Origin of the sequence: Paenibacillus sp. FSL P2-0089, from assembly GCF_038595095.1 — a bacterium.
Taxonomy (GTDB): domain Bacteria; phylum Bacillota; class Bacilli; order Paenibacillales; family Paenibacillaceae; genus Paenibacillus_AQ; species Paenibacillus_AQ silagei.
This window is the reverse complement of record NZ_CP152006.1, coordinates 2,758,341-2,783,443: the sequence shown is the minus strand read 5'-3', so window position 1 is coordinate 2,783,443 and position 25,103 is coordinate 2,758,341. Positions and strand designations below refer to the sequence as shown.

General features: G+C 53.1%; 30 protein-coding genes. 7 read left to right on the top strand and 23 right to left on the bottom strand.

Annotated features, from left to right (window positions below; genetic code table 11):
* Nucleotides 1-38: 38 nt before the first annotated feature.
* Nucleotides 39-497: a hypothetical protein gene (locus NST69_RS11210; protein ID WP_339313836.1), complete on the bottom strand. Its 459-nt coding sequence runs from the start codon at nt 495-497 to the stop codon at nt 39-41.
* Nucleotides 498-578: 81 nt separating this feature from the next.
* Here NST69_RS11210 and NST69_RS11205 point away from each other — a divergent pair, with 81 nt between their 5' ends.
* Complete coding sequence (locus tag NST69_RS11205) at nt 579-878, top strand: Dabb family protein (protein ID WP_209875572.1); 300 nt, start codon at nt 579-581, stop codon at nt 876-878.
* Here NST69_RS11205 and lepB read toward each other — a convergent pair.
* The 10 genes from lepB to NST69_RS11155 are packed head-to-tail and all read right to left on the bottom strand — an operon-like array spanning nt 875 to nt 9,862.
* Nucleotides 875-1,372, bottom strand: a complete 498-nt coding sequence (lepB, locus tag NST69_RS11200; protein ID WP_342549319.1) for a signal peptidase I — start codon at nt 1,370-1,372, stop codon at nt 875-877. The genes NST69_RS11205 and lepB overlap by 4 nt on opposite strands.
* 25 nt (nt 1,373-1,397) lie before the next feature.
* Nucleotides 1,398-1,781 (bottom strand): DUF4265 domain-containing protein, encoded by a 384-nt coding sequence (locus NST69_RS11195; RefSeq protein ID WP_342549317.1) that lies wholly within the window; start codon nt 1,779-1,781, stop codon nt 1,398-1,400.
* A 51-nt stretch (nt 1,782-1,832) separates the two neighbouring features.
* Nucleotides 1,833-2,705 (bottom strand): SDR family oxidoreductase, encoded by an 873-nt coding sequence (locus tag NST69_RS11190; RefSeq protein WP_342549315.1) that lies wholly within the window; start codon nt 2,703-2,705, stop codon nt 1,833-1,835.
* A gap of 16 nt (nt 2,706-2,721) precedes the next feature.
* Nucleotides 2,722-3,324, bottom strand: a complete 603-nt coding sequence (gene pgsA / locus NST69_RS11185) for a CDP-diacylglycerol--glycerol-3-phosphate 3-phosphatidyltransferase (protein ID WP_339313832.1) — start codon at nt 3,322-3,324, stop codon at nt 2,722-2,724.
* A gap of 34 nt (nt 3,325-3,358) precedes the next feature.
* Nucleotides 3,359-4,504, bottom strand: a complete 1,146-nt coding sequence (locus tag NST69_RS11180) for a GNAT family N-acetyltransferase (protein ID WP_342549314.1) — start codon at nt 4,502-4,504, stop codon at nt 3,359-3,361.
* Complete coding sequence (locus tag NST69_RS11175; RefSeq protein WP_342549312.1) at nt 4,501-5,817, bottom strand: F390 synthetase-related protein; 1,317 nt, start codon at nt 5,815-5,817, stop codon at nt 4,501-4,503. The genes NST69_RS11180 and NST69_RS11175 overlap by 4 nt, the downstream gene beginning before the upstream one ends.
* Nucleotides 5,814-6,668, bottom strand: coding sequence for an MBL fold metallo-hydrolase (locus NST69_RS11170; protein WP_342549311.1), 855 nt, complete (start codon nt 6,666-6,668; stop codon nt 5,814-5,816). Before NST69_RS11170 ends, NST69_RS11175 begins: the two co-directional genes overlap by 4 nt.
* Nucleotides 6,665-7,657, bottom strand: coding sequence for an SDR family NAD(P)-dependent oxidoreductase (locus tag NST69_RS11165; RefSeq protein WP_342549310.1), 993 nt, complete (start codon nt 7,655-7,657; stop codon nt 6,665-6,667). The genes NST69_RS11170 and NST69_RS11165 overlap by 4 nt, the downstream gene beginning before the upstream one ends.
* Nucleotides 7,654-8,871 (bottom strand): ATP-grasp domain-containing protein, encoded by a 1,218-nt coding sequence (locus NST69_RS11160; protein WP_342549309.1) that lies wholly within the window; start codon nt 8,869-8,871, stop codon nt 7,654-7,656. The genes NST69_RS11165 and NST69_RS11160 overlap by 4 nt, the downstream gene beginning before the upstream one ends.
* Nucleotides 8,861-9,862: a beta-ketoacyl-ACP synthase III gene (locus NST69_RS11155; RefSeq protein WP_342549308.1), complete on the bottom strand. Its 1,002-nt coding sequence runs from the start codon at nt 9,860-9,862 to the stop codon at nt 8,861-8,863. The genes NST69_RS11160 and NST69_RS11155 overlap by 11 nt, the downstream gene beginning before the upstream one ends.
* A 299-nt stretch (nt 9,863-10,161) precedes the next feature.
* Here NST69_RS11155 and NST69_RS11150 point away from each other — a divergent pair, with 299 nt between their 5' ends.
* Nucleotides 10,162-10,986: a hypothetical protein gene (locus NST69_RS11150; RefSeq protein WP_342549307.1), complete on the top strand. Its 825-nt coding sequence runs from the start codon at nt 10,162-10,164 to the stop codon at nt 10,984-10,986.
* A 23-nt stretch (nt 10,987-11,009) separates the two neighbouring features.
* On the opposite strand, the gene NST69_RS11145 is transcribed toward NST69_RS11150, so the two are convergent.
* The 7 genes from NST69_RS11145 to NST69_RS11115 all read right to left on the bottom strand — a co-directional run bounded on the left by NST69_RS11145 (nt 11,010) and on the right by NST69_RS11115 (nt 15,810).
* The gene (locus NST69_RS11145; protein WP_036729737.1) at nt 11,010-11,801 is read right to left on the bottom strand and encodes a lipid II flippase Amj family protein; all 792 of its coding nucleotides are present in this window, start codon (nt 11,799-11,801) and stop codon (nt 11,010-11,012) included.
* A gap of 120 nt (nt 11,802-11,921) precedes the next feature.
* Nucleotides 11,922-12,311 (bottom strand): DUF2809 domain-containing protein, encoded by a 390-nt coding sequence (locus NST69_RS11140; protein WP_342549306.1) that lies wholly within the window; start codon nt 12,309-12,311, stop codon nt 11,922-11,924.
* 33 nt (nt 12,312-12,344) lie between these two features.
* On the bottom strand, nt 12,345-12,821 hold the full coding sequence (locus tag NST69_RS11135) for an NUDIX domain-containing protein (protein ID WP_342549305.1): 477 nt from the start codon (nt 12,819-12,821) through the stop codon (nt 12,345-12,347).
* Nucleotides 12,822-12,876: 55 nt separating this feature from the next.
* Nucleotides 12,877-13,122: a hypothetical protein gene (locus NST69_RS11130; RefSeq protein ID WP_340953669.1), complete on the bottom strand. Its 246-nt coding sequence runs from the start codon at nt 13,120-13,122 to the stop codon at nt 12,877-12,879.
* A 406-nt stretch (nt 13,123-13,528) separates the two neighbouring features.
* The gene (locus NST69_RS11125; RefSeq protein WP_342549304.1) at nt 13,529-14,116 is read right to left on the bottom strand and encodes a putative ABC transporter permease; all 588 of its coding nucleotides are present in this window, start codon (nt 14,114-14,116) and stop codon (nt 13,529-13,531) included.
* Between the two features lie 436 nt (nt 14,117-14,552).
* The gene (locus NST69_RS11120) at nt 14,553-14,741 is read right to left on the bottom strand and encodes a hypothetical protein (RefSeq protein WP_339255790.1); all 189 of its coding nucleotides are present in this window, start codon (nt 14,739-14,741) and stop codon (nt 14,553-14,555) included.
* Between the two features lie 166 nt (nt 14,742-14,907).
* Nucleotides 14,908-15,810 (bottom strand): ArsR family transcriptional regulator, encoded by a 903-nt coding sequence (locus tag NST69_RS11115; protein WP_342549303.1) that lies wholly within the window; start codon nt 15,808-15,810, stop codon nt 14,908-14,910.
* Between the two features lie 149 nt (nt 15,811-15,959).
* Here NST69_RS11115 and NST69_RS11110 point away from each other — a divergent pair, with 149 nt between their 5' ends.
* Complete coding sequence (locus NST69_RS11110) at nt 15,960-17,468, top strand: alpha-N-arabinofuranosidase (RefSeq protein WP_342549302.1); 1,509 nt, start codon at nt 15,960-15,962, stop codon at nt 17,466-17,468.
* 18 nt (nt 17,469-17,486) lie between these two features.
* Here the strand turns inward: NST69_RS11110 and NST69_RS11105 are convergent, their stop codons facing one another.
* The 3 genes from NST69_RS11105 to NST69_RS11095 form a co-directional block, all read right to left on the bottom strand.
* Nucleotides 17,487-18,176, bottom strand: a complete 690-nt coding sequence (locus NST69_RS11105) for an LrgB family protein (RefSeq protein WP_342549300.1) — start codon at nt 18,174-18,176, stop codon at nt 17,487-17,489.
* Nucleotides 18,173-18,589: a CidA/LrgA family protein gene (locus tag NST69_RS11100; protein WP_342549298.1), complete on the bottom strand. Its 417-nt coding sequence runs from the start codon at nt 18,587-18,589 to the stop codon at nt 18,173-18,175. Before NST69_RS11100 ends, NST69_RS11105 begins: the two co-directional genes overlap by 4 nt.
* Before the next feature lie 239 nt (nt 18,590-18,828).
* Nucleotides 18,829-19,515 carry an NAD(P)H-dependent oxidoreductase gene (locus NST69_RS11095; protein WP_342549295.1) on the bottom strand — a complete coding sequence of 229 codons (687 nt, stop codon included), beginning with the start codon at nt 19,513-19,515 and terminating at the stop codon, nt 18,829-18,831.
* 150 nt (nt 19,516-19,665) lie between these two features.
* Here NST69_RS11095 and NST69_RS11090 point away from each other — a divergent pair, with 150 nt between their 5' ends.
* Complete coding sequence (locus NST69_RS11090) at nt 19,666-20,052, top strand: helix-turn-helix domain-containing protein (protein WP_340953683.1); 387 nt, start codon at nt 19,666-19,668, stop codon at nt 20,050-20,052.
* A 486-nt stretch (nt 20,053-20,538) separates the two neighbouring features.
* On the opposite strand, the gene NST69_RS11085 is transcribed toward NST69_RS11090, so the two are convergent.
* Nucleotides 20,539-20,916 (bottom strand): YkvA family protein, encoded by a 378-nt coding sequence (locus tag NST69_RS11085; protein WP_339313813.1) that lies wholly within the window; start codon nt 20,914-20,916, stop codon nt 20,539-20,541.
* Between the two features lie 111 nt (nt 20,917-21,027).
* Entirely contained in the window at nt 21,028-21,990 is a 963-nt protein-coding gene (locus tag NST69_RS11080) for an acetylxylan esterase (protein WP_342549293.1), read from the bottom strand.
* Between the two features lie 97 nt (nt 21,991-22,087).
* Between NST69_RS11080 and NST69_RS11075 the strand changes: the two genes are divergently transcribed.
* From NST69_RS11075 to NST69_RS11065, 3 genes are all read left to right on the top strand, one after another.
* Nucleotides 22,088-22,930, top strand: coding sequence for a sugar phosphate isomerase/epimerase family protein (locus tag NST69_RS11075; RefSeq protein ID WP_342549292.1), 843 nt, complete (start codon nt 22,088-22,090; stop codon nt 22,928-22,930).
* Between the two features lie 123 nt (nt 22,931-23,053).
* On the top strand, nt 23,054-24,136 hold the full coding sequence (locus NST69_RS11070) for a glycosyltransferase family 4 protein (protein ID WP_342549291.1): 1,083 nt from the start codon (nt 23,054-23,056) through the stop codon (nt 24,134-24,136).
* Nucleotides 24,137-24,321: 185 nt separating this feature from the next.
* Complete coding sequence (locus NST69_RS11065; RefSeq protein WP_051478358.1) at nt 24,322-25,086, top strand: SGNH/GDSL hydrolase family protein; 765 nt, start codon at nt 24,322-24,324, stop codon at nt 25,084-25,086.
* The last annotated feature ends 17 nt before the right edge of the window (nt 25,087-25,103 follow it).

Below are 25,103 nucleotides of genomic sequence, written 5' to 3'. Positions count from 1 at the left end.
ATAGAATCCCTGTCTTTAGACGCCTTTCCATATTCTGTTCAGAGCCATCTGACAAATCTCTTGTATTTTAGCCTAATTTCGTTCTCTTCTGCCCAGTACATTAGTCTCTTCCTTACCGCTACCGTGTCTTCTGTGAACCTGAAGCAGAGATTAACCGGGACAATCCATTTGCCTGCAGGCAATATTCCTACTATCGGACCATCTATGTAAATGGCCTTAATCCCTTGCGCGGAGATGCGCTTTTTGCGAATAATAAGCGAATCTGTCCCCCACTGAAGCTGACCTTCCTTACGCAACGCGTTGATGAGAATGAAGAGGCAGGCCGCGATGCTGAGTCCAACCCATACCTGTATGATGTAGTTTAAATAGAATTGTCTATCCGGGTCGGGGTTAGGGGGCAGTCTCAGAATAATAATGGGAATTAGCACACCTATCAAGACTCTAACAGGGTTAGGCGCTTTGATTCGGTCGGTTATGGCTAGAGAATCTCCGGTCAACGTATTCAACCTCCGTCCGGCTAATTTGTAGTATAATCGCTAATGCAGTCCAACACTTTGTCCAAGGAGGATCATTCCATTATGTATGAGCATCTCGTCGTCTTCCGCTTCAATGAGCAATTCGATAAAGGCCAGGAGCAAGCCCTGTTACAAGCACTGCTGGCGCTGAAAAAGCAAATCCCCGGCATCATTGACCTTACAGCAGGCGTTAATGTAACCGAGGAGCAGGAGAATGTCCACGGCTATACGCTGGGGCTCCGCGTGACCTTTGAGAATCAGGAAGCCCTGCGTGCATACGGGCCGCATCCGGCCCATCAGAAGTTCGTGTCCATGCTGGACGGAATTCTGGAGAACGTTGTGGTGGTCGACTACCCGATTTAGAACAACTGGTTCACATCGAACAGCACCTTGCCGATCAGCGCATCCTTGTCTACGAACGGAGTCTCCCATAGGTGAGCATCATAGCTGACGTTACGGTTGTCGCCCAAGAAAAAATACTGGTCTGCGGGAACGGTGACCGGCCCGAAGGTATAGGTCATCTTTTCCTGCAGGTATGGCTCATCGACCGCCTCATGGTTACGGTACAGAGTGCCTTCCTTGATCTCAATCACATCGCCCGGCAGTCCGATCAGCCGTTTTACATATCTTTTATGCGCATCTTCAGCGACCGGCGGATGGAACACCACGATATCACCATGCTTCAGCGAGGTATTCCAGAGCATTTTGTCTACCACAAACCGGTCGTTAATCGCTATAGTCGGAATCATCGAGCCGGTAGGTACACGCATTGCTTCTGCTACGTAGGTACGGATAAATAGGGATAGAATAATGCCAATGGCAATACTCGGCACCCACTGCTTCAAGAATTTTTTCAACTTCCTTCACCTCAGATTCGTATAATTAGCCTTCAAAATGCTCAATAATCTGTGACATTTCCAGCTCCGCGTCTACTAGAGAGTGCTTCGGCAGATAAATCACCAGCAGGCCGCCGAAGATCTGCTCCCATCTGCCCCCATGCTCTGTAACCCGCTCCGTGAAGCTGCGGATCTCGCCGGAAGCCGCCGCCTCTTTGCTGAGCAGCCAGGCATACCGGACAAGTCCGGACTTCTTCACCGTCTCAACGTAATAAGCGATCCCCTCACGCTCACTCACTCGGATAATATCGCCAAGCGCAATCCCCGGGTTAAAAATCGGCGTCTCCTCAATCCGGTAGATATCCTTGTCGACCCGGGTCACATCCAGCACCTCAATCTCCCGGCCTTGCTCATCAAAGCATATATTCAATCCAACCGTTCCCGGCAAAAGCATCCACCTCAATTCTGTTCTGTCATGCTATCATTTCATCGCCCGCAGTGACCTCGAAATGATGCCCTCGAGCACCTTCCAGGGAAGCAGGACCTTGCCGATCATCAGCACCCGCGAGCCCCGGCCTACAGGATAGCGCAGCTTCGGCGCACGTAAGGCAGTGATCCTTCCAATCAGATCAGCCACCTCCTGCGGATCGGGAGCCGTCTCGGACGCCCGCCGGGAGTAGCGCAGCACCTCTTCAAGCCTGGTGTGATACGGGGAGCCTTCACTTCTGTGCATCCCCGTAATCCCTTTGTCCCAGATGGGGGTACGGAAGGAGCCCGGTTCAACCAGTACAACGCGGACGCCAAAAGAGAGCATCTCCTGGCGCAGACTCTCGCTGAACCCTTCCACCGCAAACTTCGAGGCGGCATACGGACCATAGCCCGGGAATCCGCTCAGGCCGCTGACACTGCTCACGTTAATGATCAGGCCGCTGCGCTGGACCCGCATGTGGGGAAGCACCGCCTTCGTTACGGCAACCAGGCCGAAAAAGTTGGTCTCCAGCTGCCGCCGCCATTCCTCCATGCTGATCTCCTCCACGAATCCGCCTACGGCGAAGCCAGCATTGTTCACCAGCACATCCATTCTGCCGGCAAGCTCAAGACTCTCCTGAATAGCAGATGCAATCGAAGCTTCGTCCGTGACATCCAGTGCCAGCAGATGAATGCGCTCCCGTACCCCCGCCTGTTCAGCCTGCTGAACAAGCTCCTTGCTGCGGCCAAGATCCCGCATGGTGGCAATGACCCGGTACCCTCTGCGGGCCAGCGTAATTGCGGTCAGTAGCCCGAATCCGCTGGAGGTCCCTGTAATCAGCGCAACCGGATCAATTCCTTGGGGCTGGCTTGGATTAGAGTTCATTGGGCACCTCCTTTTTTTAATAATGTGATGTATGAGCTTCCAATTTCAGTAGATGATAATTGTTCTTAATGTAGTTGTAACCCGAGTATACGGTTATTACTAATGCACCATACATCAGGGTTAGGTCGACAGGGAAGGAAGTGAACAGGCTGAAGGGCGCATTATTCAAAAGCATTGCAGAAATAGCGACAACTTGCAGGACCATTTTCCATTTTCCGTATTTATCAGCTGCCAATGCTACCTTCTGCGCTGAAGCGGCAATACGGACACCCATCATTATAACTTCCCTTGCTAATATTAAGAAAGCAATCCAAGATGGGATCATATGCAGACTCACCATTAGAATCAGCGCGGCAGCAACAAGCAGCTTATCTGCCAACGGATCAAGCAGCTTCCCTAAATTTGTTGTCTGGTTATATTTTCTCGCCACGTACCCGTCCAGCTTGTCTGTTATAGAAGCCGCAATAAAAACTATAGCTGCATAAAAAACACCATGTACCTCTAAATAGGCCAGGATCGAGAATTGGTTGACCCATGCTTCCGGATAAATGGGAAAAAGCGCAATGAACAGCGGAATCAGCAATATCCTGAACAAGGTAATACGGTTAGCTAGATTCATCTTCTGCCTCCTGTCTCACATTCATGGTTCCGATCTACAGCTTCAGCCTCTGAATAAGCGGCATGCCGATCCGCCGGAGCAGCAGCTCCAGGAAGGACCAACCGCAGCGGTTGAGCAGTGAGGTGCCCCGGTCATACACCGCCGAATATTCGGTGGCTCCAACCGCTCCCCGGTTGCGCTTGAACTGCCCGACGCCCGAGCTTTCGTGCAGTAATAGTTCTCTGCTGCCCGCAAGCCCGATCAGGACGGCGGACAGCATACGGTAGAGTCCTAGAGACTGAGGCAGACTTGTGTCATAACCGAATAATGGCGCAGTCATCGCTCCCTCCCGCTCATAGAAGCCAAGCACCGCATCCAGCCTTCCCTCCTTGCGCAGACCATAGATTTGCAAGGTGCGCCGCTCCAGCGCCAGGGCAATATAGGCTTCGGTGAACTGCGGATTATAGGTCGAATATTTATCGATATACAGCAGTCTGTACAGCTCCACGATCCGGGGAATGTCCTCCCGTGTAATCTCCTCCGGGCCCACCTCAGTATAGCCGTGCTTCGCCAGCAGATTCCTGTCGCGTTTGACCAGCCACCTGGCCTTCGAGCCGGAGGTATTCGGATGCAGCAGGTAGATCTGACGGCTTGGAACCAGCTTGCAGCCATATCCTTGCAATTTGACAATGTGTTCTCCCGAAGTCTCCCGGCTAAGCGAACGATACATTAAGGTATAACCCGGATAAGTTTGGCGGAGGTAATCGAGTATCGCCGTCAGCTGTTCCACACTTAAGGCAGGATACAGATTGGTGGACAGCAGCCAGTTATTCACCTGAACCACCCGGTTGAACCGTGCTTGTCGCAGCATCCAGCCCATGCCTGAGAGCATTAGCGACAATAGGCCCTCTAGAAGCCGGTTATTGAGCAGCGCCAGCTCCTCACGCGCATAGCTAACATAGTGGGTATAGGGTGAGCATACATACGAATTGTCATAGTCTGCTTCGTTGACGGTAATCGGAACCGGCAGCCCATCGATGGTCAACACCTTAACAGTTGTACTCACATTATCGATAAAAGGTTGCGCTCCCCGCTCCAGCAGCGGTGTAATATACTCCCGGGCATACCGCCCGTACTCCGTATCCGGCCAGTCCAACCCGGCAACAGAATCGCGGTCATATTGCGTTACCCGGTCCTTCACGGCTTCCAGCCCCTCTCCACCCGGCGCAGCTTCACAGTTCCGGGCACGAAGCTGTAGGCGGTAAAAGTCAGCTGCGGCGGGATGCAGGACAGCCTGGCGAACAAGCGCATCAGTTCTGAAGTAATCTGCTGCTCCGTCCCTTGATCAGTGCCGGTTCGTGTACGATAGGAGATTTCCAGCTCAGTGAGGCTGTGCTGAATCACCCGGTAATGCTCAATATCTGCGGAAGCCGCCAGCACAGCCCGGGTAACGAAATCAGGGAATACTGTAACGTGCGTGCCGTCTGCCGTATGGGGCAGATACAGAATATCATCACAGCGTCCTTCGATCCGCTCAATGGCCGTGAACAGTGAACCGCAGGGACACGGCTCTGCCGCTTCGGTCAGAATATCATTCAGCCGGTAGCGGACGATAGGCTGCACACTTCTGGAGAAATCGGTCACGATAGGCACGAACCGGCGTGATTGTTCATCCAGTATTTCTTTTTCGATATGTACAATATCTTCGTTGAGATGCAATGTTCCGTAACTACAGGTAGCTCCGAGGAAGCCCTCGGTACACTGATAGGCCTGATGCACCTTTTGCCCGAAGGTCTGCTCAATCTGCTGCCGGTCGAGCGGGTCAAGCACTTCCGCAACCGCAATGATCCGGCGGGGATGCAGATTCATCTCACCCGATTGCTGTGCCTCAGCCAGCAGACGCAGCATGGACGGCGGTGCAATCCAGATATCCGGCTGGTACTCCTTCATACGGGTCAAGAGCCGGGGAAGCGGCTCCAGCAGATCGAAATACCGGAACTGCAGCCTTCCCTGCTTCACAGATTCATACAAATTACTATTTGCCCGCAGAAAAAATGCAATGCTCGCCCGCTTCCACAGTCCACCCGGCAAAAGCTTTGCCATCACCGTGCCGGTCCAGGCAGCCTGCTCTTCTTCGCCAACGAGAAAAATCCCCCGGTTGCCGGAGGTTCCTGAGGACAAGCCGACGGTGACGCCTTGCAGCGTAGGCTTGAAGTTCCTGCTGTTCTCCGCTTCATAGGCCTCGGCAAAGGCCTGCTCCTTCGTAATACCCGCAGTGTTAAGCTGATCGAAATTCTCCATCATCTCCGGCTTCCCGATCACCGGGAAACTCCGCCATTCCTTGGACGGAATACCTGCCCACAGCTCCCTGTAGAACTTCGAGCGCTGCCTCACCTTCTCTACATGAAGCCGGATACGCTTCTCCTGCCACTGCTCGAGTGCTGCCCGGTTCTTCCAGCGTCTGCCCCACTTGGTGAGGATGTAATGGGTGATTACCAGCCTGAGCCGCTTCATGTCACACCTCCCGTTCCCCAGTGCGCAAGCGCCTCGCGGCAATGGCTGGGCACAATCCGAAGCTTAGGAAATTGTTCATGCAGCTGGCGCAGCCGCTCGAAATTGCGGTGGTATTCTGTGCGGCTGGACATGATCAAGCCTGCTGCCAGGTGCGGCTTGCGGTTCTCCCGGAACGCCCGGCTCGACCAGACCGTATCTGCACAGAGCAGATAATCATGCTGGGAGGTGGAGACGAATACGCCGATCATCCCGGCGGCATGGCCAGACAGCTCAACCGCCAGCAGGCTGCCGTCTCCAAGCAGATCATAGGCGTCCGTGAACGGAAGGCCTTGCGGCAACGCACGCTTCGCTGAGGCTTCATCCACAGGAATGGAGCGGAGGATGAAGTCATCCGGCAACAGCCCGGGCAGGAATCCCGCCTTCGTCGCCCGCACCGGACCCAACCCGCTTACGGCATCGTAAGATTTCTGCAAATAAATATACTGTGCCTGCGGGAAATCCCTTACCCCGCCGATATGGTCGGCATGAAAATGCGACAGCACCACATACCGCACCTCCTCCGGCGAGATCCCACCTGCCTGCAACCGCCGCACTGCACTCTCTTCCTCTCTATAGACAACCGGAGTGATCTTGCGGTATAGAGAGGCTGGCAGACTAGCTGTCTCCTGAAAGAAACGCGCGCTGTAGCCTGTATCGAACAGGATGGGGCCGTATTCCGGATGCCGGATCAGGGCGTAACCTGCCGGGAAGGCAACCGGCTTCAGTGTGCCTCCACGCAGCGTCAGACGCTCGGGATGCAGGCAATAGCCCGCAGACAGTATAGATAATTCAACTGGAATTTCTGTAATCATTGCTGTTCCCTCCACCATTCTGCAAAGGCACGAAGTCCCTCGTCTGTTGTTATACGCGGTTGATAACCCAGCTGCTCGCGGGCCAGTGTAATATCCAGCGTCTGGGAGATGCCGAGTGCGGCTGCAGAATAACGGGTCAGCAGCGGCTCACCCGGAATAGGCAGCACCTTGTAGATCCCCTCCATTAAGGCCGCTGCGGTATAAGCTACCGGGTAGGGCAATCGCCGGGTGTGCAGCGGAACCCCGAGCAGTGAGAATAGCCGGGTGACCAGCTCTTCGAACCTTAGCGGCTCACCATTAGTAATATTGTAGACGCTGCCGGAAGCAGACACCGGGGCTTCACAGCAGAGCAGCATGGCATCGACTACATTCTCTACGCAGGTGAGATCAAGCCTGGCCGCTCCGCCATTCATCAGCGGCACCCCCTTGCTCTCATTCGCTGCCAGCAGCCGGGGGAACAGGGCGTTGTCCAGCGGGCCGAATATGGCTCTGGGCCGGAGCATGAAGGCGGTAAGCCCTTCTCTCGCTGCCTGCCGGACTACCTGCTCGGCGATCAGCTTTGTTGCGGCATAGGCATTGGCCGGCCGGCCGGGAAGCGGATCACTCTCCCGGATGCCGAAGCGGGGCCGCTGGCTGGAATACACACTGGGCGTGGAGATATGAACCAGCCTTCCTACGCCATGCCGTTTGCACCCCTCAACTATATGGCTTGTAGCCTCCACATTGCATGTATAGAACTCCTTGTACTTCCCCCAGGGTGACGACAAGGCTGCACAATGGAACACCACATCCATTCCCCGGCAAAAGCTATACGCAGTCTCCGGGTCACGCAGATCCCCGGCCAGGAACACTGCCCCTTCCTGCTCCAGCTGCTTTCCCTGCTCCAGGTTGCGTCCCTGCGCGTAGACCTCCCAGCCCATCCGGGCCAGCCTCCGGGCGGTATGACGTCCAAGAAATCCGGTTGCACCTGTTACCAGCGCTTTGGTCATGCCTCACCATTCCATTCTATATCTTCAGTTAACGCCTCTGTAATCGAGATGCGGTGCCGCCTGGCTGTCTTCCAGGCGGCGTATACTATGCGGAACTGCTCGCGGGCAGGGCGGCGGTCATCCTTGCGGTAGACCACATCTGCTGCTCCAATCAGCGCTTGCCGCCAGCTGCGGAGGCCCCCGGGTCCCGGCTTAAATCCGCAGCCCAGCATAGGCAGTGTCAGCATAGCAGTGCGGGCTGACCGCGGAACAATGACTGTCCCGCTCTGCACGAGCAGATCTGGATTCAGCAGCGCCTCCGTCAACCCTTCCTCCGGCGTGAATAGATGAATACCGCTTGTTGCGCGCGGATTGCATTCAATCGGATACAGCGTCCCGTTCTCCGGTTCGATGAAATCGAATCCGATCTGGCCGCTGAAGCCGGTTGCTGCGGCGAACCGCTGGACCCATTCCAGGGCCGCAGGATGCTCCAACGGTTCAAAATACACGCTGGCCCCGCTGCGTCCCGTCCTGTACCTGCTGTCATAAGCAGCATGCGCCACAACTGTGCCTTCGTGAAGTATGCTGTACGTACAAACCGCTCTGCCTTGAATGTACTCTTGGGATACCCAAGGAGCCCCGGCCGATAGTCCGGCTGGAGGCTCTATTTCTCCCGGAACGCGGTTATGCGGATTAGTTGACGCGGATCTTTTATCCGGGAGAATGACCTTCGAGGCAAAGCGGGAATATGCAGGTTTGTAGACCCGCTGCTCTCCCTCCTGCGCTGCCTGCATCACGGCTCTCCGCCACTCTTCTGCGCTGCTGATCAGCACCGTGTCCGGGATCTTGAAACCGAGCGAACGGAGCAGGACCATGAACTCCCCTTTATGGTGCAGCCCGGCCAGAATACTCCGGTCTGGCGTAAGTACGCGGCACCCCGTCAGATGCTCAAGACCAGCAGAGATATAGAATATCTCCTCGCAGGTCGGAATCAGGCAGTGAATGCCCAGTTCTTCCGTTAACGCAGCCAGGCGCTGGACATAAGCCTGCGGCTGATGCCTTGGGGCAGGCACCCGGAAGCTGGCTTCGACAGCAGAGGATACCCGGCACAGATGATACTCGGCGCTTTCTGCCACATATACCTGGTGGCCTGCCGCCTTGAACAGCCTTGCCAGCTCCAGGGCTACCGGGGCGCGTCCGCCGGTAATCAGAATACGCCGGGCTTCAGTACTCAATAATCATGCCTCCCAGAGACAGCCCAGCCGCTGTACCGATCAGCATGATCCGGTCTCCGCGCGATATCCGGCCCTGACGGATAGCTTCATGCAGCCCCATCGGAATGGATGCAGCAATCGTATTGCCATGGCCTGCGGTATTGTCAAGGAAGCGGTCCTCGGCAATTCCCAGCTTTTTACGAAGGAGACGCATCGCCATTGCACTGCCCTGGTGGGGAATGACCAGCCTGAAGTCGTCCATCTTATTGCCTGTGGCATTCAGCATGTCAGCAATGAAATCCGGAAGCAGCTTGGACGCTTTGCGGAATATAGCCTGTCCATCCATATGGAACAGATAAGGCAGCGCATCCTCGGCTGTATAATTCTGAGGATGCAGTCTGGTCCCGCCCCCGGCAATCTCCGAATAACGCGCACCGCTGCTGTAGGTTTTGAGCGAAGCATGAAGTATCCGCGAGGAATCACCGGTATCCGCAGGCCCGATCACTACCGCTGCCGCTCCGTCACCGAACAAGGCCGAGCTCTCCTTATCCTGCCAGTTCAGCCCCACCGATGCAATCTCAGTGGCCACCAGCAGCACATTCTTATATCTGCCCGCTTCCACCATGTAGGACATCACATCAAGCCCCACCAGAAAGCTGAGACAAGTCGCATCGATATCAAAAGCCGGCACACCGGAATCCGCCTGCCCCATGGCCTGCTGAATGAACACGGCGGTACTCGGCAGCGGCTGCTCCTTGGTTCCGCTAGTACACACCAGACAATCGACCTCACTGAAGCTGAGGCCTGCATCGGCGAGGGCCGCTTCAGCAGCTCTTGCGCCCATGAAGGAGGCGGTTTCATCTGTATTGACATAATGGCGGGTGCCGACGCCGGTGATTTTGTTCACCCAGCCCGGTGTTGTGCCAAGGATCTGATCAAGCTCTGCATCACTAACTACACGCTCCGGCAAATATTTGCCTGTTCCTTTTATTTTCACATGTCTAAGCTGCATAATGCATCTCCCATTCGTGTGAGTACCAAGATGTCGAACTATATAAAATATTGTAAACTACAGATATATTCTACTAGATTTTCCGGCAGAGTCATATACAAAAAAGAAGATAAAATTCCCATCACAGGAACTAACGTTCCTAAAAATACTTGACTATGCAGTTTCACCGGGGTTATAGTAAATGCATAATAGCACACATTAAGCGGGAGAAGCACCTCGCAGGACAGGCAGTTCATGCCTTTCTTGGAGGTGCTTCTTTGTGTCTATTGCCAAATGAACAATCAGAGGAGCTGAATGCAATGTTTAGATTCACGGGCTTGACGAATTGGAGAGGGATGGGAGTTGTTACACCTTTCTCGGGAAGAGCTGTAAGAAGGCTGTTTGTGCTGGTGATACTGCTGTCACTTTGTACATCTCCCTTGTCCGGTGTCTCCGCCGATTCCGGGTGGGATGCTGCGCTGGACGAGATTCATAATCTGTATACAGACTATACGGGTCTACAGGCAACGCTGAAGTCTGACCTCCAGCGGAATCAGGAATTGCGCAAGCAGAATAACGCCGCACTTGCCGCAGTGAACAAGCAGCTTCAAGCCACTAATGCTGCCCAGCTCGCCAAGCTTAAGGCTGCCTCGGAAACGGTACAGAAGAAGCATGCTCCGCTCCTGGACCAGTATACTGCTCTCAGCAAACAGATCACCGCTGCCCGCAAGGTAAGCAATCTGAAGAGTGCCACTGTGCTTGAGCTGAAGCGCAATAAGCTTAAGGCTGCCGCTACCGCAGCACGGGCTGAAGTGAAGAAGGCCACCTCAGCCTTGGCAGAAGCCAAAGCGTTAACTGCCGCGAAGAACAAGCCGGCTAAGGATGCCCTTGCCCCCATCACCCTGCTCAAGAAGCAGATTGCCGCCCAGAACAAGCTATTCTCAGCCGCACAATCAGAGAGAACCGAGGCCGACAAGCGCTACAAAGCCGCGGTCCAGGCGGGAGACGCTACCCAGGCTGCGGCTGCAATGAAGCTGTCTTATAACCGGATGAAGGAGATCCGTACTATGGCCGGACAGTTGTACGGCTGGGAGCAACACATCAGCACGGCGCTCCGTGCCGCAGAGCTTAAGCTGCCGAAGTAGCCGAAGCAGCATATTCATGAGGGTCAGAGCAGCTTCACCAGCCAGGTGATAATGAAGGCTCCGGGTACCAGCAGGGCTTGACCCAGCAGAGATCCCAAGAAGCGCGAGCCCATCAGGAGTACATAGATCTTCCCGAGCTGGTCACGGTATTCCGCATTCTCGGTTGCCTTATGCGTAATGATTCCCAACTGCGGATCGATGAACACCGTCAGCAGGATCGTTGCTATCCCGTTAATCAGGCCCGATGCCTGGGAAGCAGTAGTGCTGAATGCCGGCAACAGCTTGGCCGCATACATCGAGGATAGTACGCCAACCGTGTAGAAGGCCGTCACGAAGACATTCATCACAATGAAGCGCTTGGGAATTCCAAGATAACGGAAGCTGCTCAGCCTGACCTTCGGTCTGCGGATATATTTGCGCGTATTCTTGAGCTGGCTGACCGTTACACTCGTCAGCAGCTTAGGGATAGATCCTTCGATCTCCAGCTTGGAGATCACTCTTGCGAACAGTCCTACGAAGGTCGGAAACAACGCGATCGCGATCAATGTCCCCAGTGAAGAAGCCAGCATAATAATCCGCAGATAGTTGAGCAGCGGGAAGCTGTCGTCAGCTTTGGCATAATCTACGAACTTCGCCGTTAAGGGGCCTTGTACCATATTTGCGGTTCTGGAGACCAGCACGATAATTCCGGTCAGGGATAAGGCGATGGCGATCTTGTTCAGCTTCACTCCGGCAAAACGCACCGAATACGACAAGGTCTCCGCCGTATGAATAATCAGAGTCAACAGACATACTACCAATAAGCTGTTCGTCATTTACAGTTACTCATCTCCAAATCAGGCAGCATTCGGCAGATTACCGGCATTCTTGTTCCAGATTATTACAGACCGGATCGCCTCACTTAATATATATTCTTCTTCCTATATAATCCAGAATCAATTTTGTAAGATTTGGTCAACCGTCCAGCAGAACAGAATTCCGGCTATATACCGGACCAGATCAATCCAGAGGAAGCCGTGGCCGAGAATCAAGCTGCCAAGGGTTGTAGCACGCACATGCAGAATCCACTCTGCCTGATAGAGCTGGCTGAACTCAATTCCGAAGCTGAAGCACAGGCTAAGGACAAGCGACATCCATAGCGGATGCCGGATCAGCAGCACCCGGGAGGCAAGGTAAATCATCCCTGCCCAGATCGCATCCCCAAAGTGTTCGCTGACAAAGTGCGGCAACTGGTTCCCGTATGCCCTGGTCGCAAGACCCAGCAGGGCGGCTAGCAGTACTGCACCGCAGTAGATCATTCTGGATTGTAAATTCAAAATCAGCAATCGTAACTACTCCTTCATCAATCAAATACAACTTCAATCAAATATAACCTTCCTGGGCGTAGCTGCATCCCGCATGAACAGCTTCGGGGGATAAGGGATTGTTAGCCCGGGCAGTTCATCTTCCTTGAAGAATCTCAGCTCTTCCGCCTCCCCGTCCAGGCTCCTGAGCTGGCCTTTAACAATGACACATTCAAATACAATAACCGTGTACTCTACCTGATCCCCGTTGCTATATTCATATCTGAATTTCTCACCGCCGAATACGCCGATAATCTGTTCAGGCGTAACCATTAAGCCGGTCTCTTCGAACACCTCTCTGCGCAGCGCCCTGGACGGGGTCTCTCCAGGTTCAACCGCTCCGGCTGGCAGGCCCCATAAGGTTTCATCCTTTTTGCGGATCAGCAGAATCCGATCCTGTTCATCTCTTACTACAGCCGCTACGGACGGCATCATTAACAGCCCGTTGCCGGCCTTCCCGCGCAGCTCCCGGTAATACTCAGATATTGACATGAAGCTTCCTCCTGACTTGATTTCAATTGGTCCCTATATCATTGTTAATTCCAGCCTATAGCTCATCCTTGCGGAAAGAAATCGGATGAACCACGAAATCACCCGGCTGATTCTCACAATCCGTCAGCTCAACATTATAGAACTCCTCGGTCTCGGCAAGCCGGATCGCTCTGCACACATATTCGATCTTCCCGCCGTCGCCTGCCCAGTCCCGGCTGTTGTCCACCGTCCAGTGCAGTACCCTGCCATCGTTGTAGAAATCATGAATATACGGCCCGCTGTCAACACCCCACTGAAGCATGGTGAGGTTATCTCCCTTACCTTCCTTAAATCTATGTATCATTTCTGTAATTCTGTCCAAATCCAGCTGATCAAAATGCGTAATCAAGTTCCGCTGGTCCCTGACCAGAGGGGCTGGCTTGTTGACTTCCCGTATCAGCAATAGTGAGAGTACCGCAATAAGTAGCGTTTCAAGAATTATAATAGCCCGACTGTATTTGTTGAAAAAGTTGTTCATGTGCCCTCCCGCTCCACGGTTTATGAATAAACTGGGTTAGCACTATATTTGACATGGTTGTATGATATTCCTTGTCTGACGCACAATTGTGATAGCAAAAGGTTATGTAACCCAAAAATATCTCCAGCCATAAGGCGGAGATATTTTTGGATTCTTTGTGATTTTCATATTCCCACTCTTCACTAAGTCTTCAACCTTCGCCCAGCTCCGGTGACTCCAACAGATGATCCAGCAGTTGCAGCCCGCGGCGGCGGGTGCGGAACGTCCACAGCAGATCAGCTGTGAATATAAGTAGGAACACGGGCAGTACAGGCATCCATACCCTCTCTATTTGCAGATACAGGAAGTGTACCAACGGTTGCAAGCCGAAGATGCAAGCCACTGACAGTCCCCACCAATACAGCGAGAATTTCAGGCAGATATGCCCATGCAGCTGAAACGGCATCTCAGAATAATCCCACCACTGTCTACGAAAGATTCTCTTAAGCAGCCAGCCGCTGATAAACTCAACCGCCGAAGGGACGATCAGCGCAAGCAGCAGGAATAACGGAAAGGGAAGCCTATTTTCATGTGCTGCCAGCAGCAGCAAGGGGGCGCAGCCGTACATGGGCTTGAATGGCCCTTTGAGGAAGCCTTCTTTGCGAAAGGTCCCGGTGCTGTAAAGGTTATAACTGCCTTCAAGGACCCATCCCAGGAACGAGTAGACAGTGAAATAGAACAGATAGGGACTTGCCGCAGCCACTACACTGTAACTATTCTGTAAAAGTAAAGGTGTCATCGTAGTTATTCCCGCCTCCGCTCCCAATTATTTTCCAATTGGAGGTAGTATGCCTCTAAGAACCGGACGTTATGACGGGAATATCTGGCGGATTTGCATACGGCTGCAAACCTTTGGCTTGCAAGGACAACCTGACCAAACGTTTGAAGGATGATGCTGCTTTCTTCACCGGCAAATCAAATTGTATTCGATTTTCCGCATACATTTGGCCCATCAACTAAATTCCATTACATTGTGTTCGGTTTTTCGCATACATTCCTGGTTCCTTCTCTACTCCGTCGGGCATTGGTCCGGTAAAATTGGCTGCTTCCGATGCAGAAAAAAGACTGCTCCGTGAGGAACAGTCCTTTCGTGCATTTGCCTTATGCCTTATGCCTTATGCCTTATGCCTTATGCTGCCTTATTATGACCTACCCATATGCCTTAGCCTTATACCTTAATCCCCTACACCCGAATTCTTAGGAAGCGGGTCAGGATGAGCGGTTTCGGCCGGTTTGGCTTCCCAATCATCGGCTTCCGGTTCAATATCCACACCGTTCTCCATCTTTTTGCGTTCTGCGAGTGAATCCCCGTCTTTATTCTCTTTGTTGCGGATGTCTGCCTCATTACCGGAATGATCTGACATGTGAATTCCTCCTTGTATGCAACTTGTACGCGATTTGAACTACGTAGTTATAGTTACCCACAGACCCCTTTTGCAAACATCTCATGTGAACAAAGATCCTTTTCACTTGTCTTATCCATTCACTTGTCTTTTCCATATCACTTGCCATTCGGCGAACAGGTCCCTCTTATTCGTAATACACACGAAACACAATGTCCTGCTCATAATTCCCGAAGCCGCGCCCGAATAACGTTAAGCCGCCCCGCCTTCGGGTGGTGTCTTCTGCCGTGAACCTGAAGCTCCACTGGTCCTGCTGCCAGCCCACCTGATCAATGGTAACTACCGATATCTGCTGGCCGTCTATATAAGTTCCCCCTGCATTAATTCTTAGCACCTTGAGCAGCCCGTACTGGTTCACATCCGATTTCCACCAGGCTGGAGTCAACCGGCCTCTCATTACGCCGAAGTCTCCGGGGCTGGTCCATTTGCCAAGCGAAATGCCGTTCATCATAAAAGAGATATCCGAAGGCCACTTCTCGTTCACACTCGGTGCCTCCGAGCCGATCTCCATGGAAATCTCAATCTCCTGGACCGTCTGATCCATGAACAGATAATTTGGAACCTTATATTCCACATATCCTTTGGCGAACCAGAGAATGCCGGCAGCCACCCGCTGCGGGTCCAGGAAATAACGCGGGTCGTCATAATACCCGATCAGCTTCTCCGTTGTGGCAATGCCGCAAGTCGGGGAAGCTTCCAGATCGGTGTAATGGCCCACAGGGACAGAGACCTCCACTACTTTGCGAGCGATGCCTTTGGCCCCGGATAATTTAATCTGCAAGAAATTCGCGGAAAGTGAGCAGAATTTATAAGTCCCCCCGTCGATCCGCTTCATCTGGGAGCTGACGATGCCGGCCTTCTGCAGCTTCGCTACATGCGAGCTGACAATGGCACTGCTGAGATACAGCCTGGCTGCAATCTCCTTAATATGCATCTCCTCGCTGCTAAGCAGATCGATGATCCGCAGCCGCACTTCACTGGCAAGTGCTTCATAGACCTTCAACGATTCAGAATCTGTGGTTAAATACATCGGTGGCCCTCCGCGCTCTTTGAATTAGTTATTAAGTTAATCCTGAAATTAGTTATTGCTTAGTATACCCCGTAATTCGTATCATGTAATCATAAACGGGCTTGAACGATTAGCTATTTCATTAATCTAATACAAAGGAGCTTCTAACTATGAGCATTCAATCCAAGATGATTGTCGACAAAGACTTCAAGCTGGCCGAGGTAGATCCAAGGCTGTACGGTTCCTTCATTGAACATCTGGGCCGGGCCGTCTATGGCGGAATCTATGAGCCGGGACATCCTACCGCTGACGAGAACGGGTTCCGCGGCGATGCCCTCCAGGCCATCAAGGCACTACGCGTACCGATCATCCGTTATCCGGGAGGCAACTTTGTATCCGGTTATAACTGGGAAGACGGCGTTGGACCCAAGGCGGAACGGAAGCGCTCTCTTGAACTTGCCTGGTGGGTTACAGAGACTAACCAGGTAGGCACGAATGAATTCGCCGATTGGGCCAAGCTGGCCGGTTCTGAAGTGATGATGGCAGTGAACCTGGGCACACGCGGAATCGACGCTGCAAGGAATCTGGTCGAGTACTGCAACCATCCCTCCGGCTCTTACTGGAGTGACCTGCGGATCTCCCATGGCTACAAGGATCCGCACAAATTCCGCACCTGGTGTCTGGGCAATGAAATGGACGGTCCATGGCAGATCGGAGCCAAGACTGCAGTCGAATACGGAAGACTCGCCAATGAGACCGCCAAAGCGATGCGCTGGGTGGATCCTTCTCTGGAGCTTGTCGCCTGCGGCAGCTCGGGCAGCAACATGAGCACTTTTGCCGAATGGGAAGCTACAGTTCTGGATCTCACCTATGATAATGTCGATTTCCTGTCGCTGCACACTTACTACAATAACAATGATGGGGATACAGCGAATTTCCTGGCCCAATCGCTTGATATGGATCAGTTCATCGACAGCGTAGCAGCAGTATGTGATTATATCAAGGCTAAGAAGAAAAGCAAGAAAAAGATTTACCTGTCCCTCGATGAATGGAATGTGTGGAAATCGCAGGGCTCTAGCCGTGCCGAGCAGCACTGGCAGATTGCACCGCCTGAATTCGAGGATGTCTATACCCTGGAGGATGCGCTGGTGGTGGGCTGCTGCCTGATCAGCCTGCTCAAGCATGCAGACCGGGTCAAGATGGCCTGTATCGCCCAGCTCATTAATGTCATTGCACCGATTATGACAGAGGACGGCGGACCGCTCTGGCTGCAGACCACTTATTATCCTTACATGCATGCCTCCATCTACGGCCGGGGAACGGTGCTGCACCCGCTGATTACAAGCTCGAAATATGATTCCAAGGATTTCACCGACGTTCCATACCTGGAAGCGGTTAGTGTGTATAATGAGGAACTGAACGAGGTTACTGTATTTGCAGTAAACCGTCATCTGAGCAAAGGCATGGAGCTGGCGGTTGATCTGCGGAGCTTCGGCGCTGTAGAGGTTATTCAGCACACGGTTCTTGAGCATGAGGATCTTCAGGCGGCCAATACCCGCTCCAACCCGTCGAATGTGCTTCCGCACAACCGGGGAACAGCAGCCGCAGACGGCGGCCGGGTGAGCGCAATGCTTCCGGCTGCTTCCTGGAACGTAATCCGGCTGCGTGTGAACGGCTGATTACTGAATGCTGCAAGCTTAATGGTACATGATCCAGGCGACTAGCGGTCCGGCGATGGAGCCGACAATCGCGCACACAGTCATGGCTACAGAGCTCATGGACACCGACTCTTCGCCGTATTCCAGTGCCTTAGCGGTGCCGAGGGCATGGGAAGCTGTGCCCAGGCCAATGCCGATCCCCGACTCGCTGCGGATTCTGAACAGCTTAATTATATAGGGGCCGCCGATTGCTCCCGTGAAGCCGGCAACCATGACGAATACGGAGGTCAGCGATGAATCTCCGCCGAGATTGCTGGAGATCTGGATCGCTACAGCGGTGGTAATCGACTTGGGCAGAATGGACAGCACATACAGCTTGGAGAAGCCGAGTCCGGCTGCCATCAGCAGCCCGCTGAACATTCCGACCATAAGTCCGGTGACCGTTCCGCCGAGAATGGCAGGGAGATTCTTCCACAGTACATGCCGCTGTTTGTATAAGGGATAAGCCAGCGATACTACCGCTGGTCCCAGCAGGCGGTTAATCCAGTCGCCGCCGATCATATAAGTCTCATAAGAGATATGGAAGCCCATGAGCAGCACAACAACCGTGAACGTTGCGGTGAGCGCGGGCAGGAGGACAGGAAGACGGTAACGTCTGTACAGTATGGACATGACCAGATAGATCACGACGTTCATCAGCACGAAGCTGACAGCCAGCAGAATTCTCATGCTTCCTTCCCCTTCCCTTGGACATTACGGGCACGGTACGTCCGGCGTGTTAAGCGTTTGACGCTGCGGGCGGCAATCCACTGGCTGGAATGTGCTGTAACAACCATGGTCAACACACTGCTGATGACGAGAATGCCGATCAAGAGCAAGCCTCTTCCGCTAAAGATATCCAGATGGTTCATGATGCCTGCGGTGGCCGGGATGAAGAACATGGGCAGATACGCCAGTATAAAGGACGAGCCGTTCTCGATCAGCTTCACGGGCACAATCTTTAGCAAAAGCAGCACGAAGAGCAGCAACAGTCCCACGATACTGCCTGGAATCGGCAAATGCAGCAGCTCTTGCAGATAGCCTCCGGCCAGGAAGAACACATACAGCAAGCAGACCTCGGCGATAATGCGGGTGATTTTCATAATGCAGGAATCCCTTCAATCTTGAAATGACGATCATAAGCAGCCGCTTACCGGCAGCAGGCTGACTTCCTAAGAGTAGCAGAGTTTTCAGCAAATTTTCAATAAGTTTTCGACTCTTCTATGTACTTTCATTATTGATCTAATATTTCAAAAAAAAAGAAACGGATGCAACCCCTCAGGGCAGCATCCGTTTCTTTGTCATCCTCATAAAAGCCTCCGGCTCGCAGGCCTTATCGCCCTTAGACCCACTCTACCACCTGCGAAGCGTTCTGCCGGGTCTTCACACGCGGCTCACCGCTCCGGTAGCCGAAGGCTACCATGCAGGCCAGCCCGAAATGTTCAGGGTCCATAATCCCCTCGTCGGCCAGAAGCTGCTCCATTTTCTGCTTATCGAAGCCTTCAATCGGACAGGAATCGATGCCGATCAGCGCAGCTGCGGTCATCATATTGCCAAGGGGCAGATAGGTCTGACGCGCGCCCCACTCGAAGATCGCCCGCTCATTGCCAGCCAGGCCGAAATCGTTTTTCAGGAATGCGCCGTAGACCCGCTGCTTGCCCTCTGCAATCTCAACCGGCAGCTTCTGTACCTCCGACATCATACTCTGAATATATTCTGAGTCAGCTGCCAGATCACGCGGCTGTCTGGCCAGAATAAGCACGAAATGACTTGCGGTCGGAAGCTGCTTCTGCGCGCCCCAGGCGTATGGCAGCAGCTTCTGACGGAGCTCCGGGTTCTGGACAACTACAAACTTCCAGGGCTCGAAGCCGAACGAACTCGGTGACAGACGTCCCGTCTCCAGAATGAAGCCGAAATCCTCCCCGCTGATTTTTCTGCTGCTGTCGAATTCCTTAGTCGCATGTCTGAACTCATAGGCTGCCAAAATCTGCTCTTTCGTCATTTGAGTTGCTGTGCTTGTGTTCTCCATCCTCCATACTCCCTTTCTGTGTACCGTTCATGATAAGGAATTGACGTTTTCCTGTTCCCATGCCTATAGTAATGGATATACAACACATTTAGAAGTACGCACATTTTTGTGATGTAGTATACAAAATGATACTAAGGAGCGTGTTAAGTGATGCGCAACCGTAAAGGCGGTTTCGGCACTTGCCCTGATAGCAATGCCTTTGCTTGTCCTGTAGAATTCACCCTCGATGTTATCGGCGGTAAATGGAAGGGTGTGCTGCTGTACCATATGATGGATTCCACAGTCCGGTTCAACGAATTCCGCCGCATCTGCCCCGGCATCACCCAGCGCATGCTGACCCTGCAGCTCCGCGAGCTGGAGGAGGATGGCGTCGTACACCGTGAGGTCTATCATCAGGTGCCGCCGAAGGTTGAGTACTCCTTGACTGATTTCGGTCGGTCTCTGATTCCGATCATCAAGCTGATGAGAGATTGGGGTCTGGAGTACCAGGCGAAGCAGCAGACTTCAGAGCGTCCAACTATAGACACCGGAGTGTAGCAGGGCACATCAGAATAGGGCAGTCCCAAAAGTAGCTATTCTATTGACGAGTCAGATCTCAGATGTTCAAAAAGCTTCAAATGTTAAAAAAACAGCGATTCTCGTTATTGGAGAATCGCTGCATTCTATTTTTGGTCCATTGATGCTTGTTTAATAGATTGTGGGCAAGCGAATGCCATCCGACCTCAAGCGTCACTTTATATATGACGCGAAGCAGAAAGCGCAGACGCCGTGGTAACTCCATTTTTCCAAAGGACGGTTTCTTTTTTGTGTTTAAAAAATGTATTTTCGTATCCCACTTAAACAGCGGAGAGGACGAAACGATTGTGTAAAAGCGTCAGCGGTCGCCTTGGTCTCCGGATTTTCACCGCTAAGGGGAATGAAAAAAATCTGGAGACCACAGCGATTGGAACAACGGTTCGTTCACGCAGCGTCCACCCAAGTACTCACGTTAATCCTGCTTAAAAAAAGGGGCCGTTTTCCAGTCTATTTTGAATCTTCGAAAAACTCCTCCGCCTTCTGCTTATGCTCCTCCTTGACCTGTCCGGCAATAGCCCGGATGCCCGCCGCCATGACGGCAGCATCGTCTGTGAAGCCCAGGCCGATCAGCGCATCGGGAATAGCATCGATCGGGGAAATGAAATACGCCAGCGCTCCAAAAGCAATCCCTTTCGCCCATAGCGGTGTTTTGGCATCCATAGCACAGTAGTACATGGCTATCGCTTCTCTGGTGAAGGGAATTTTACCGGCGGCTTTCCTGGTTTTGCTCCAGAAGCTCTTCTTCACAAGCTCCTCATTCTTCTTGTCATACTCAAAGCTCTCCACCAATACTCCTGCCGGCAGCTTACCTGTCTGATTGTCCATCCGTAGTTCCCTCCCGGTGATTAGACTGCCTATATATGGCCTCGCGCCAACCCTTACTATATCTTCACACCATTCCCTTGAAGCTAATCACTGTGGCTTATAATACTTCACTTAGGAGCCCAGATGCTCCTGGAAGAACAACGCCGTCTGTCTGCGCTGGAATTCGCCCACCTCATGCCCGGAGAACGGATAATCCATAATCTCCTTAGGCGATTCTATCCGGTTATACGCGGCATAGATCGTCTCCGGCATACATACCGTATCCTTCCAGCCTACGGACATCTGAACAGGGACGGTGAAGCGGTGAGCCAGATTGACGATATCGAAAAAGGCCAGATTCCCAAACACACGCTCCAGATGCTCCGGATAGCGCTTCAGGTATTCCGCGATCTCAGTAAGTGAGCTGGTGGAATTCAGCACCCCGAAATCCAGCCGGCACAGATTAGGAATATCTGCGGCTACCGCAGCCACGCGGCGGCTGAGCGCTCCCGCCAACAGAGCGATCCCTCCGCCCTGGCTGGCTCCTGTAATCGCAATACGCGCCGGATCAACCCCCGGCAGCTGTGCTGCCGTCTCTATAGCCCGTACGGTATCTATGGCTAACGCCAGATAGTAGGACTGCTCCTTCTCCAGCAGCCCCTGGGTAATCCACCCTCTGACAATCCCGTGCTCTTGCGGCAGCAGATTGCCGGTCTCTCCAAGCTGACCACGAACATCTACGGCCAGTACTGTGTATCCAAGCAGCAAGAAATCTGCGTAACGCTCGGGATATCCCCGGTCACCAGTGTAACCCGGAAAGGTCACAACACACGGCCGGTCTCCCATGCCGGCCGTATCACCGGCAGGCTGGATATACCAGGCATTGATCGTAGTCTCCCCATAGCTCATATAGCTGACCTTGCTCACCTTCATGCCCGGATAGGGGGTATCTTCAGGGGTGATGCTCACATCCAGCGGCTGCTCTTCATCTTCCGCGAGCAGATCATTCCAGAATTCATCAATCGTCTCCCGGTCCAGTGTAGGCTCTGGACGGCAGTTCTCCAGCTCTTGCTTACGCATCTCTATTGCATTCATCTCAATTCCTCCTGTGTTGCATGCATTCTTAAAACCTTGCATGTCTATGTAAGCGTCATTAATATTATAGATATAAATTCATAGAATTCCAAAGGAGTTGTTTATTATTCGTTACGGAACGTTGGCACACACTGCCGGCTGCCTGCCGATTAAGGAATTGATTGCCGCTCTTCAGACCTACAATATTGATTTCGTACAGCTCGCCCTGTCCAAAGCCATACAGGATATCGACCTCTCCACCGGCAAGCTGAGTCCTGGTCTGGCTTCCTATATCGGTGAGCAATTTGACAGGGCCGGTATCCGCATCGGCGTGCTGGGCTGCTACATCAATCCGATCCACCCCGATCCTGCGGTCCGCCGGGCGGAGATTGACCGCTTCAAGGAGCATCTGCGCTATGCACGCCTGTTCGGTGCCCCTATGGTCGCCACGGAGACGGGAGCACTCACGACCTTCCAGGAGCTTGATCCTTACCGCTATGAGGAGCTCGGCTGGGATGCCCTTAAGGCAACGATTGAGGAGCTGGCAGAGGAGGCGGAGAAGTGGGGCGTATTCTTAGGGCTTGAAGGCGTCAGTACCCATACCCTGTCCACTCCGGCCAAAATGCGGCGCATCCTCGATGAGGTGCCTTCCAGCGCGATTGGTGTAGTATTCGACCCGTGCAACCTGATCGGTGAAGAGGTTCATCTCCAGGATGAGATCGTCAATCAATCCTTCAGCCTGTTCGGCGACCGGATCATCCTCGCCCATCTCAAAGGAATCTATGAGGACGGCGGACGCATTCGTCACGGCGCTCCCGGAGCCGGTCTATTCCACACCGCTGAGTTCCTGAACAAGCTTGAGGCGCATAAGCCGATGATCGATGTCTCGCTGGAGGATGTCACCAGCCTGGAGATCCGGGACACTGTGAATCTGCTGCGCAATCTGCGCAAATCGTTATAATCCGGCCATAACCCCATTTCCTCCAAAAGTACCGCTTAGCGGTACTTTTCGCTTTTCACTGAATAAAATAGTATACCTATCGCATTTTTGCAGAGCGATGGTGCTGAAAGGAAGGGATCACAGATGCGGTTCACTTTCCCCATTCTTACCTTAAGCCATGGCGGGGCACAACGCATGCTCGTGGAGCTTACGAACGGTCTTACGGCCCGGGGCCACCAGGTTGTGATTGTCATGCCGCTGGGAGGGGATGTTTCCTATGACGTCCGTTCCACTCTGCTGATTACCGACTACCCGCTGCTTCGCGAATCCGATTTCCCCGTCAGTGATATCATCGTCTCCAATTTCTACACTACGGTTCCGGTCTCACAGGCAGCCAGCCTGAACGGCAAAGGCATGCATATCCGCCTCTCCTTATGCTATGAACCGCTGTTTCTGCCGCAGAACGAGGTATCCTTCCCTTCCTATCACATTACCGATAAGCTGATCGTCCTCTCCAGATGGCAACAGGAGTTGATTAGGCTGGGTCACGGAATCAGCGGAAGCATTGTACCGGTAGGGATCAGTGCTTCATTCCGAAACATGAACATCCGTAAGGAGCTTCAGGAACCGCTGAACATTACAGCGATCCTGCGCAAGGTGGAGCACGGCTTCTCCTGGCACCGCGAGCAGGATTACCTGGTGAATCAGCTGGATATCGTGAAGCAGAACTTCCCGTGGGTCAATATCAATTTCATCAGTCCGCCGGATGAATGCTTCACCTCCGATTCACTAAAAAGGATGATGAACAGCGGCAAATACCGCTTCTTCACGCCGCTCAATGACGAGGAGCTATGCTATCACTATAACGGTGCTGATATTTTTGTCAGCTCCAGCATTTTCGACACCGGCTCGTTGCCCGGGCTGGAGGCGATGCGCTGCGGGGCGGCGTTGGTCTCTGTCTATGCGGGAGGAAATCTGGAGTATGCCCGCCATGAGGAGAACTCCTTGTTGTCCTACCGGTATGAGAACCGGCTTGCGGCGGATGTGATGCGGCTCATTCAAGATCCCGCACTCCGGAACCGGATCGCCGCACGCGGGGAGACCGATTCAAGATCATGGACCTGGGAGAACAGTGTCAAAATCATGGAACGGACAGCCGCTGCCTTTTTAAAAGGGAACGGTGCGGGAAAATCGCGCTCCAGCCGACCTTTTGCAGAAAATGGGTAGAGGTCCCGGAGAATGCAGAAAAAGGTTCAACTTATGAGGATAAGGTTGAACCTTTTCTGTATTTTCCACTGATCCGCCAGAATACTGCCGGCAAGACTAAGAACCCATGACATCTATACATAGGCACGGCTGCACGTATGGTTTACACTGATTGTATATATACTAGGGTTATCGGAGGCGGGAGCATGAACAGGAATGAGGAGCAGCAAGAGTCCATGGGGTCTCAGTTCAAATATATGGTCAGCGGGGATTCTATCTCCAAGGGCGTTGTGTATGACGAGACCCGAAGCAAGTATGTCATTCTGGAGGATAATTATGTATCCATGCTTCAGGGCAAGCTCAAGGGCGCTATGCGCAATACTGCCAGATTCGGCAATACGCTGATGAAGGGCTTCGGTAATCTGAAGCGGGATGTCCTGAAGGAGAAGCCGGATGTGGTGCTGATTGAATACGGCGGCAATGACTGTGACTACCACTGGAGTGAGATTGCGAGCAATCCCGAGGCAGAGCATAGTCCCAAGACAGATTTTCCGGCCTTCGAGCGGATGCTGGCTGATATGATTCATTTCCTGAAGAACCAGGGGATCACGCCAATTCTGATGAGTCTGCCTCCGCTGAATGCGGACAACTACTTCAAGTGGGTCAGCGGCAACAATCCCGATTCCGAAGTGAACATTATGAAGTTCCTCGGCAGCGTCACCAAAATCTACTGGTGGCAGGAGCGTTATAACTCCGCTATCCTCAAGGTCGCCGAGAGCACCAGGACCAAGATTATCGATGTCCGGGGCGCCTTCCTGCAGCAGCCGGATTACACCAAGTTCATCTGCCGGGACGGCATCCACCCCAACCGGGAGGGCCACCGGATTATCTACGACAAGGTGCTGGAATTCATCCGCATGAGTGAACCTCAGCTGCTGCTGGAGCCTGCGGCAATGCCTGGACATCCGTAGACAATAACAAGCGCTCC

Coding starts and splice junctions, on each gene's coding strand:
- NST69_RS11205 (WP_209875572.1), top strand. CDS start 579: ATGTATGAGCATCTCGTCGTCTTCCGCTTCAATGAGCAATTCGATAAA.
- NST69_RS11190 (WP_342549315.1), bottom strand. CDS start 2,705: ATGAACTCTAATCCAAGCCAGCCCCAAGGAATTGATCCGGTTGCGCTG.
- pgsA (WP_339313832.1), bottom strand. CDS start 3,324: ATGAATCTAGCTAACCGTATTACCTTGTTCAGGATATTGCTGATTCCG.
- NST69_RS11175 (WP_342549312.1), bottom strand. CDS start 5,817: ATGAAGCGGCTCAGGCTGGTAATCACCCATTACATCCTCACCAAGTGG.
- NST69_RS11170 (WP_342549311.1), bottom strand. CDS start 6,668: ATGATTACAGAAATTCCAGTTGAATTATCTATACTGTCTGCGGGCTAT.
- NST69_RS11165 (WP_342549310.1), bottom strand. CDS start 7,657: ATGACCAAAGCGCTGGTAACAGGTGCAACCGGATTTCTTGGACGTCAT.
- NST69_RS11155 (WP_342549308.1), bottom strand. CDS start 9,862: ATGCAGCTTAGACATGTGAAAATAAAAGGAACAGGCAAATATTTGCCG.
- NST69_RS11150 (WP_342549307.1), top strand. CDS start 10,162: ATGTTTAGATTCACGGGCTTGACGAATTGGAGAGGGATGGGAGTTGTT.
- NST69_RS11145 (WP_036729737.1), bottom strand. CDS start 11,801: ATGACGAACAGCTTATTGGTAGTATGTCTGTTGACTCTGATTATTCAT.
- NST69_RS11135 (WP_342549305.1), bottom strand. CDS start 12,821: ATGTCAATATCTGAGTATTACCGGGAGCTGCGCGGGAAGGCCGGCAAC.
- NST69_RS11130 (WP_340953669.1), bottom strand. CDS start 13,122: ATGCTTCAGTGGGGTGTTGACAGCGGGCCGTATATTCATGATTTCTAC.
- NST69_RS11125 (WP_342549304.1), bottom strand. CDS start 14,116: ATGACACCTTTACTTTTACAGAATAGTTACAGTGTAGTGGCTGCGGCA.
- NST69_RS11120 (WP_339255790.1), bottom strand. CDS start 14,741: ATGTCAGATCATTCCGGTAATGAGGCAGACATCCGCAACAAAGAGAAT.
- NST69_RS11115 (WP_342549303.1), bottom strand. CDS start 15,810: ATGTATTTAACCACAGATTCTGAATCGTTGAAGGTCTATGAAGCACTT.
- NST69_RS11110 (WP_342549302.1), top strand. CDS start 15,960: ATGAGCATTCAATCCAAGATGATTGTCGACAAAGACTTCAAGCTGGCC.
- NST69_RS11105 (WP_342549300.1), bottom strand. CDS start 18,176: ATGAGAATTCTGCTGGCTGTCAGCTTCGTGCTGATGAACGTCGTGATC.
- NST69_RS11100 (WP_342549298.1), bottom strand. CDS start 18,589: ATGAAAATCACCCGCATTATCGCCGAGGTCTGCTTGCTGTATGTGTTC.
- NST69_RS11095 (WP_342549295.1), bottom strand. CDS start 19,515: ATGGAGAACACAAGCACAGCAACTCAAATGACGAAAGAGCAGATTTTG.
- NST69_RS11090 (WP_340953683.1), top strand. CDS start 19,666: ATGCGCAACCGTAAAGGCGGTTTCGGCACTTGCCCTGATAGCAATGCC.
- NST69_RS11085 (WP_339313813.1), bottom strand. CDS start 20,916: ATGGACAATCAGACAGGTAAGCTGCCGGCAGGAGTATTGGTGGAGAGC.
- NST69_RS11080 (WP_342549293.1), bottom strand. CDS start 21,990: ATGAATGCAATAGAGATGCGTAAGCAAGAGCTGGAGAACTGCCGTCCA.
- NST69_RS11070 (WP_342549291.1), top strand. CDS start 23,054: ATGCGGTTCACTTTCCCCATTCTTACCTTAAGCCATGGCGGGGCACAA.
- NST69_RS11065 (WP_051478358.1), top strand. CDS start 24,322: ATGAACAGGAATGAGGAGCAGCAAGAGTCCATGGGGTCTCAGTTCAAA.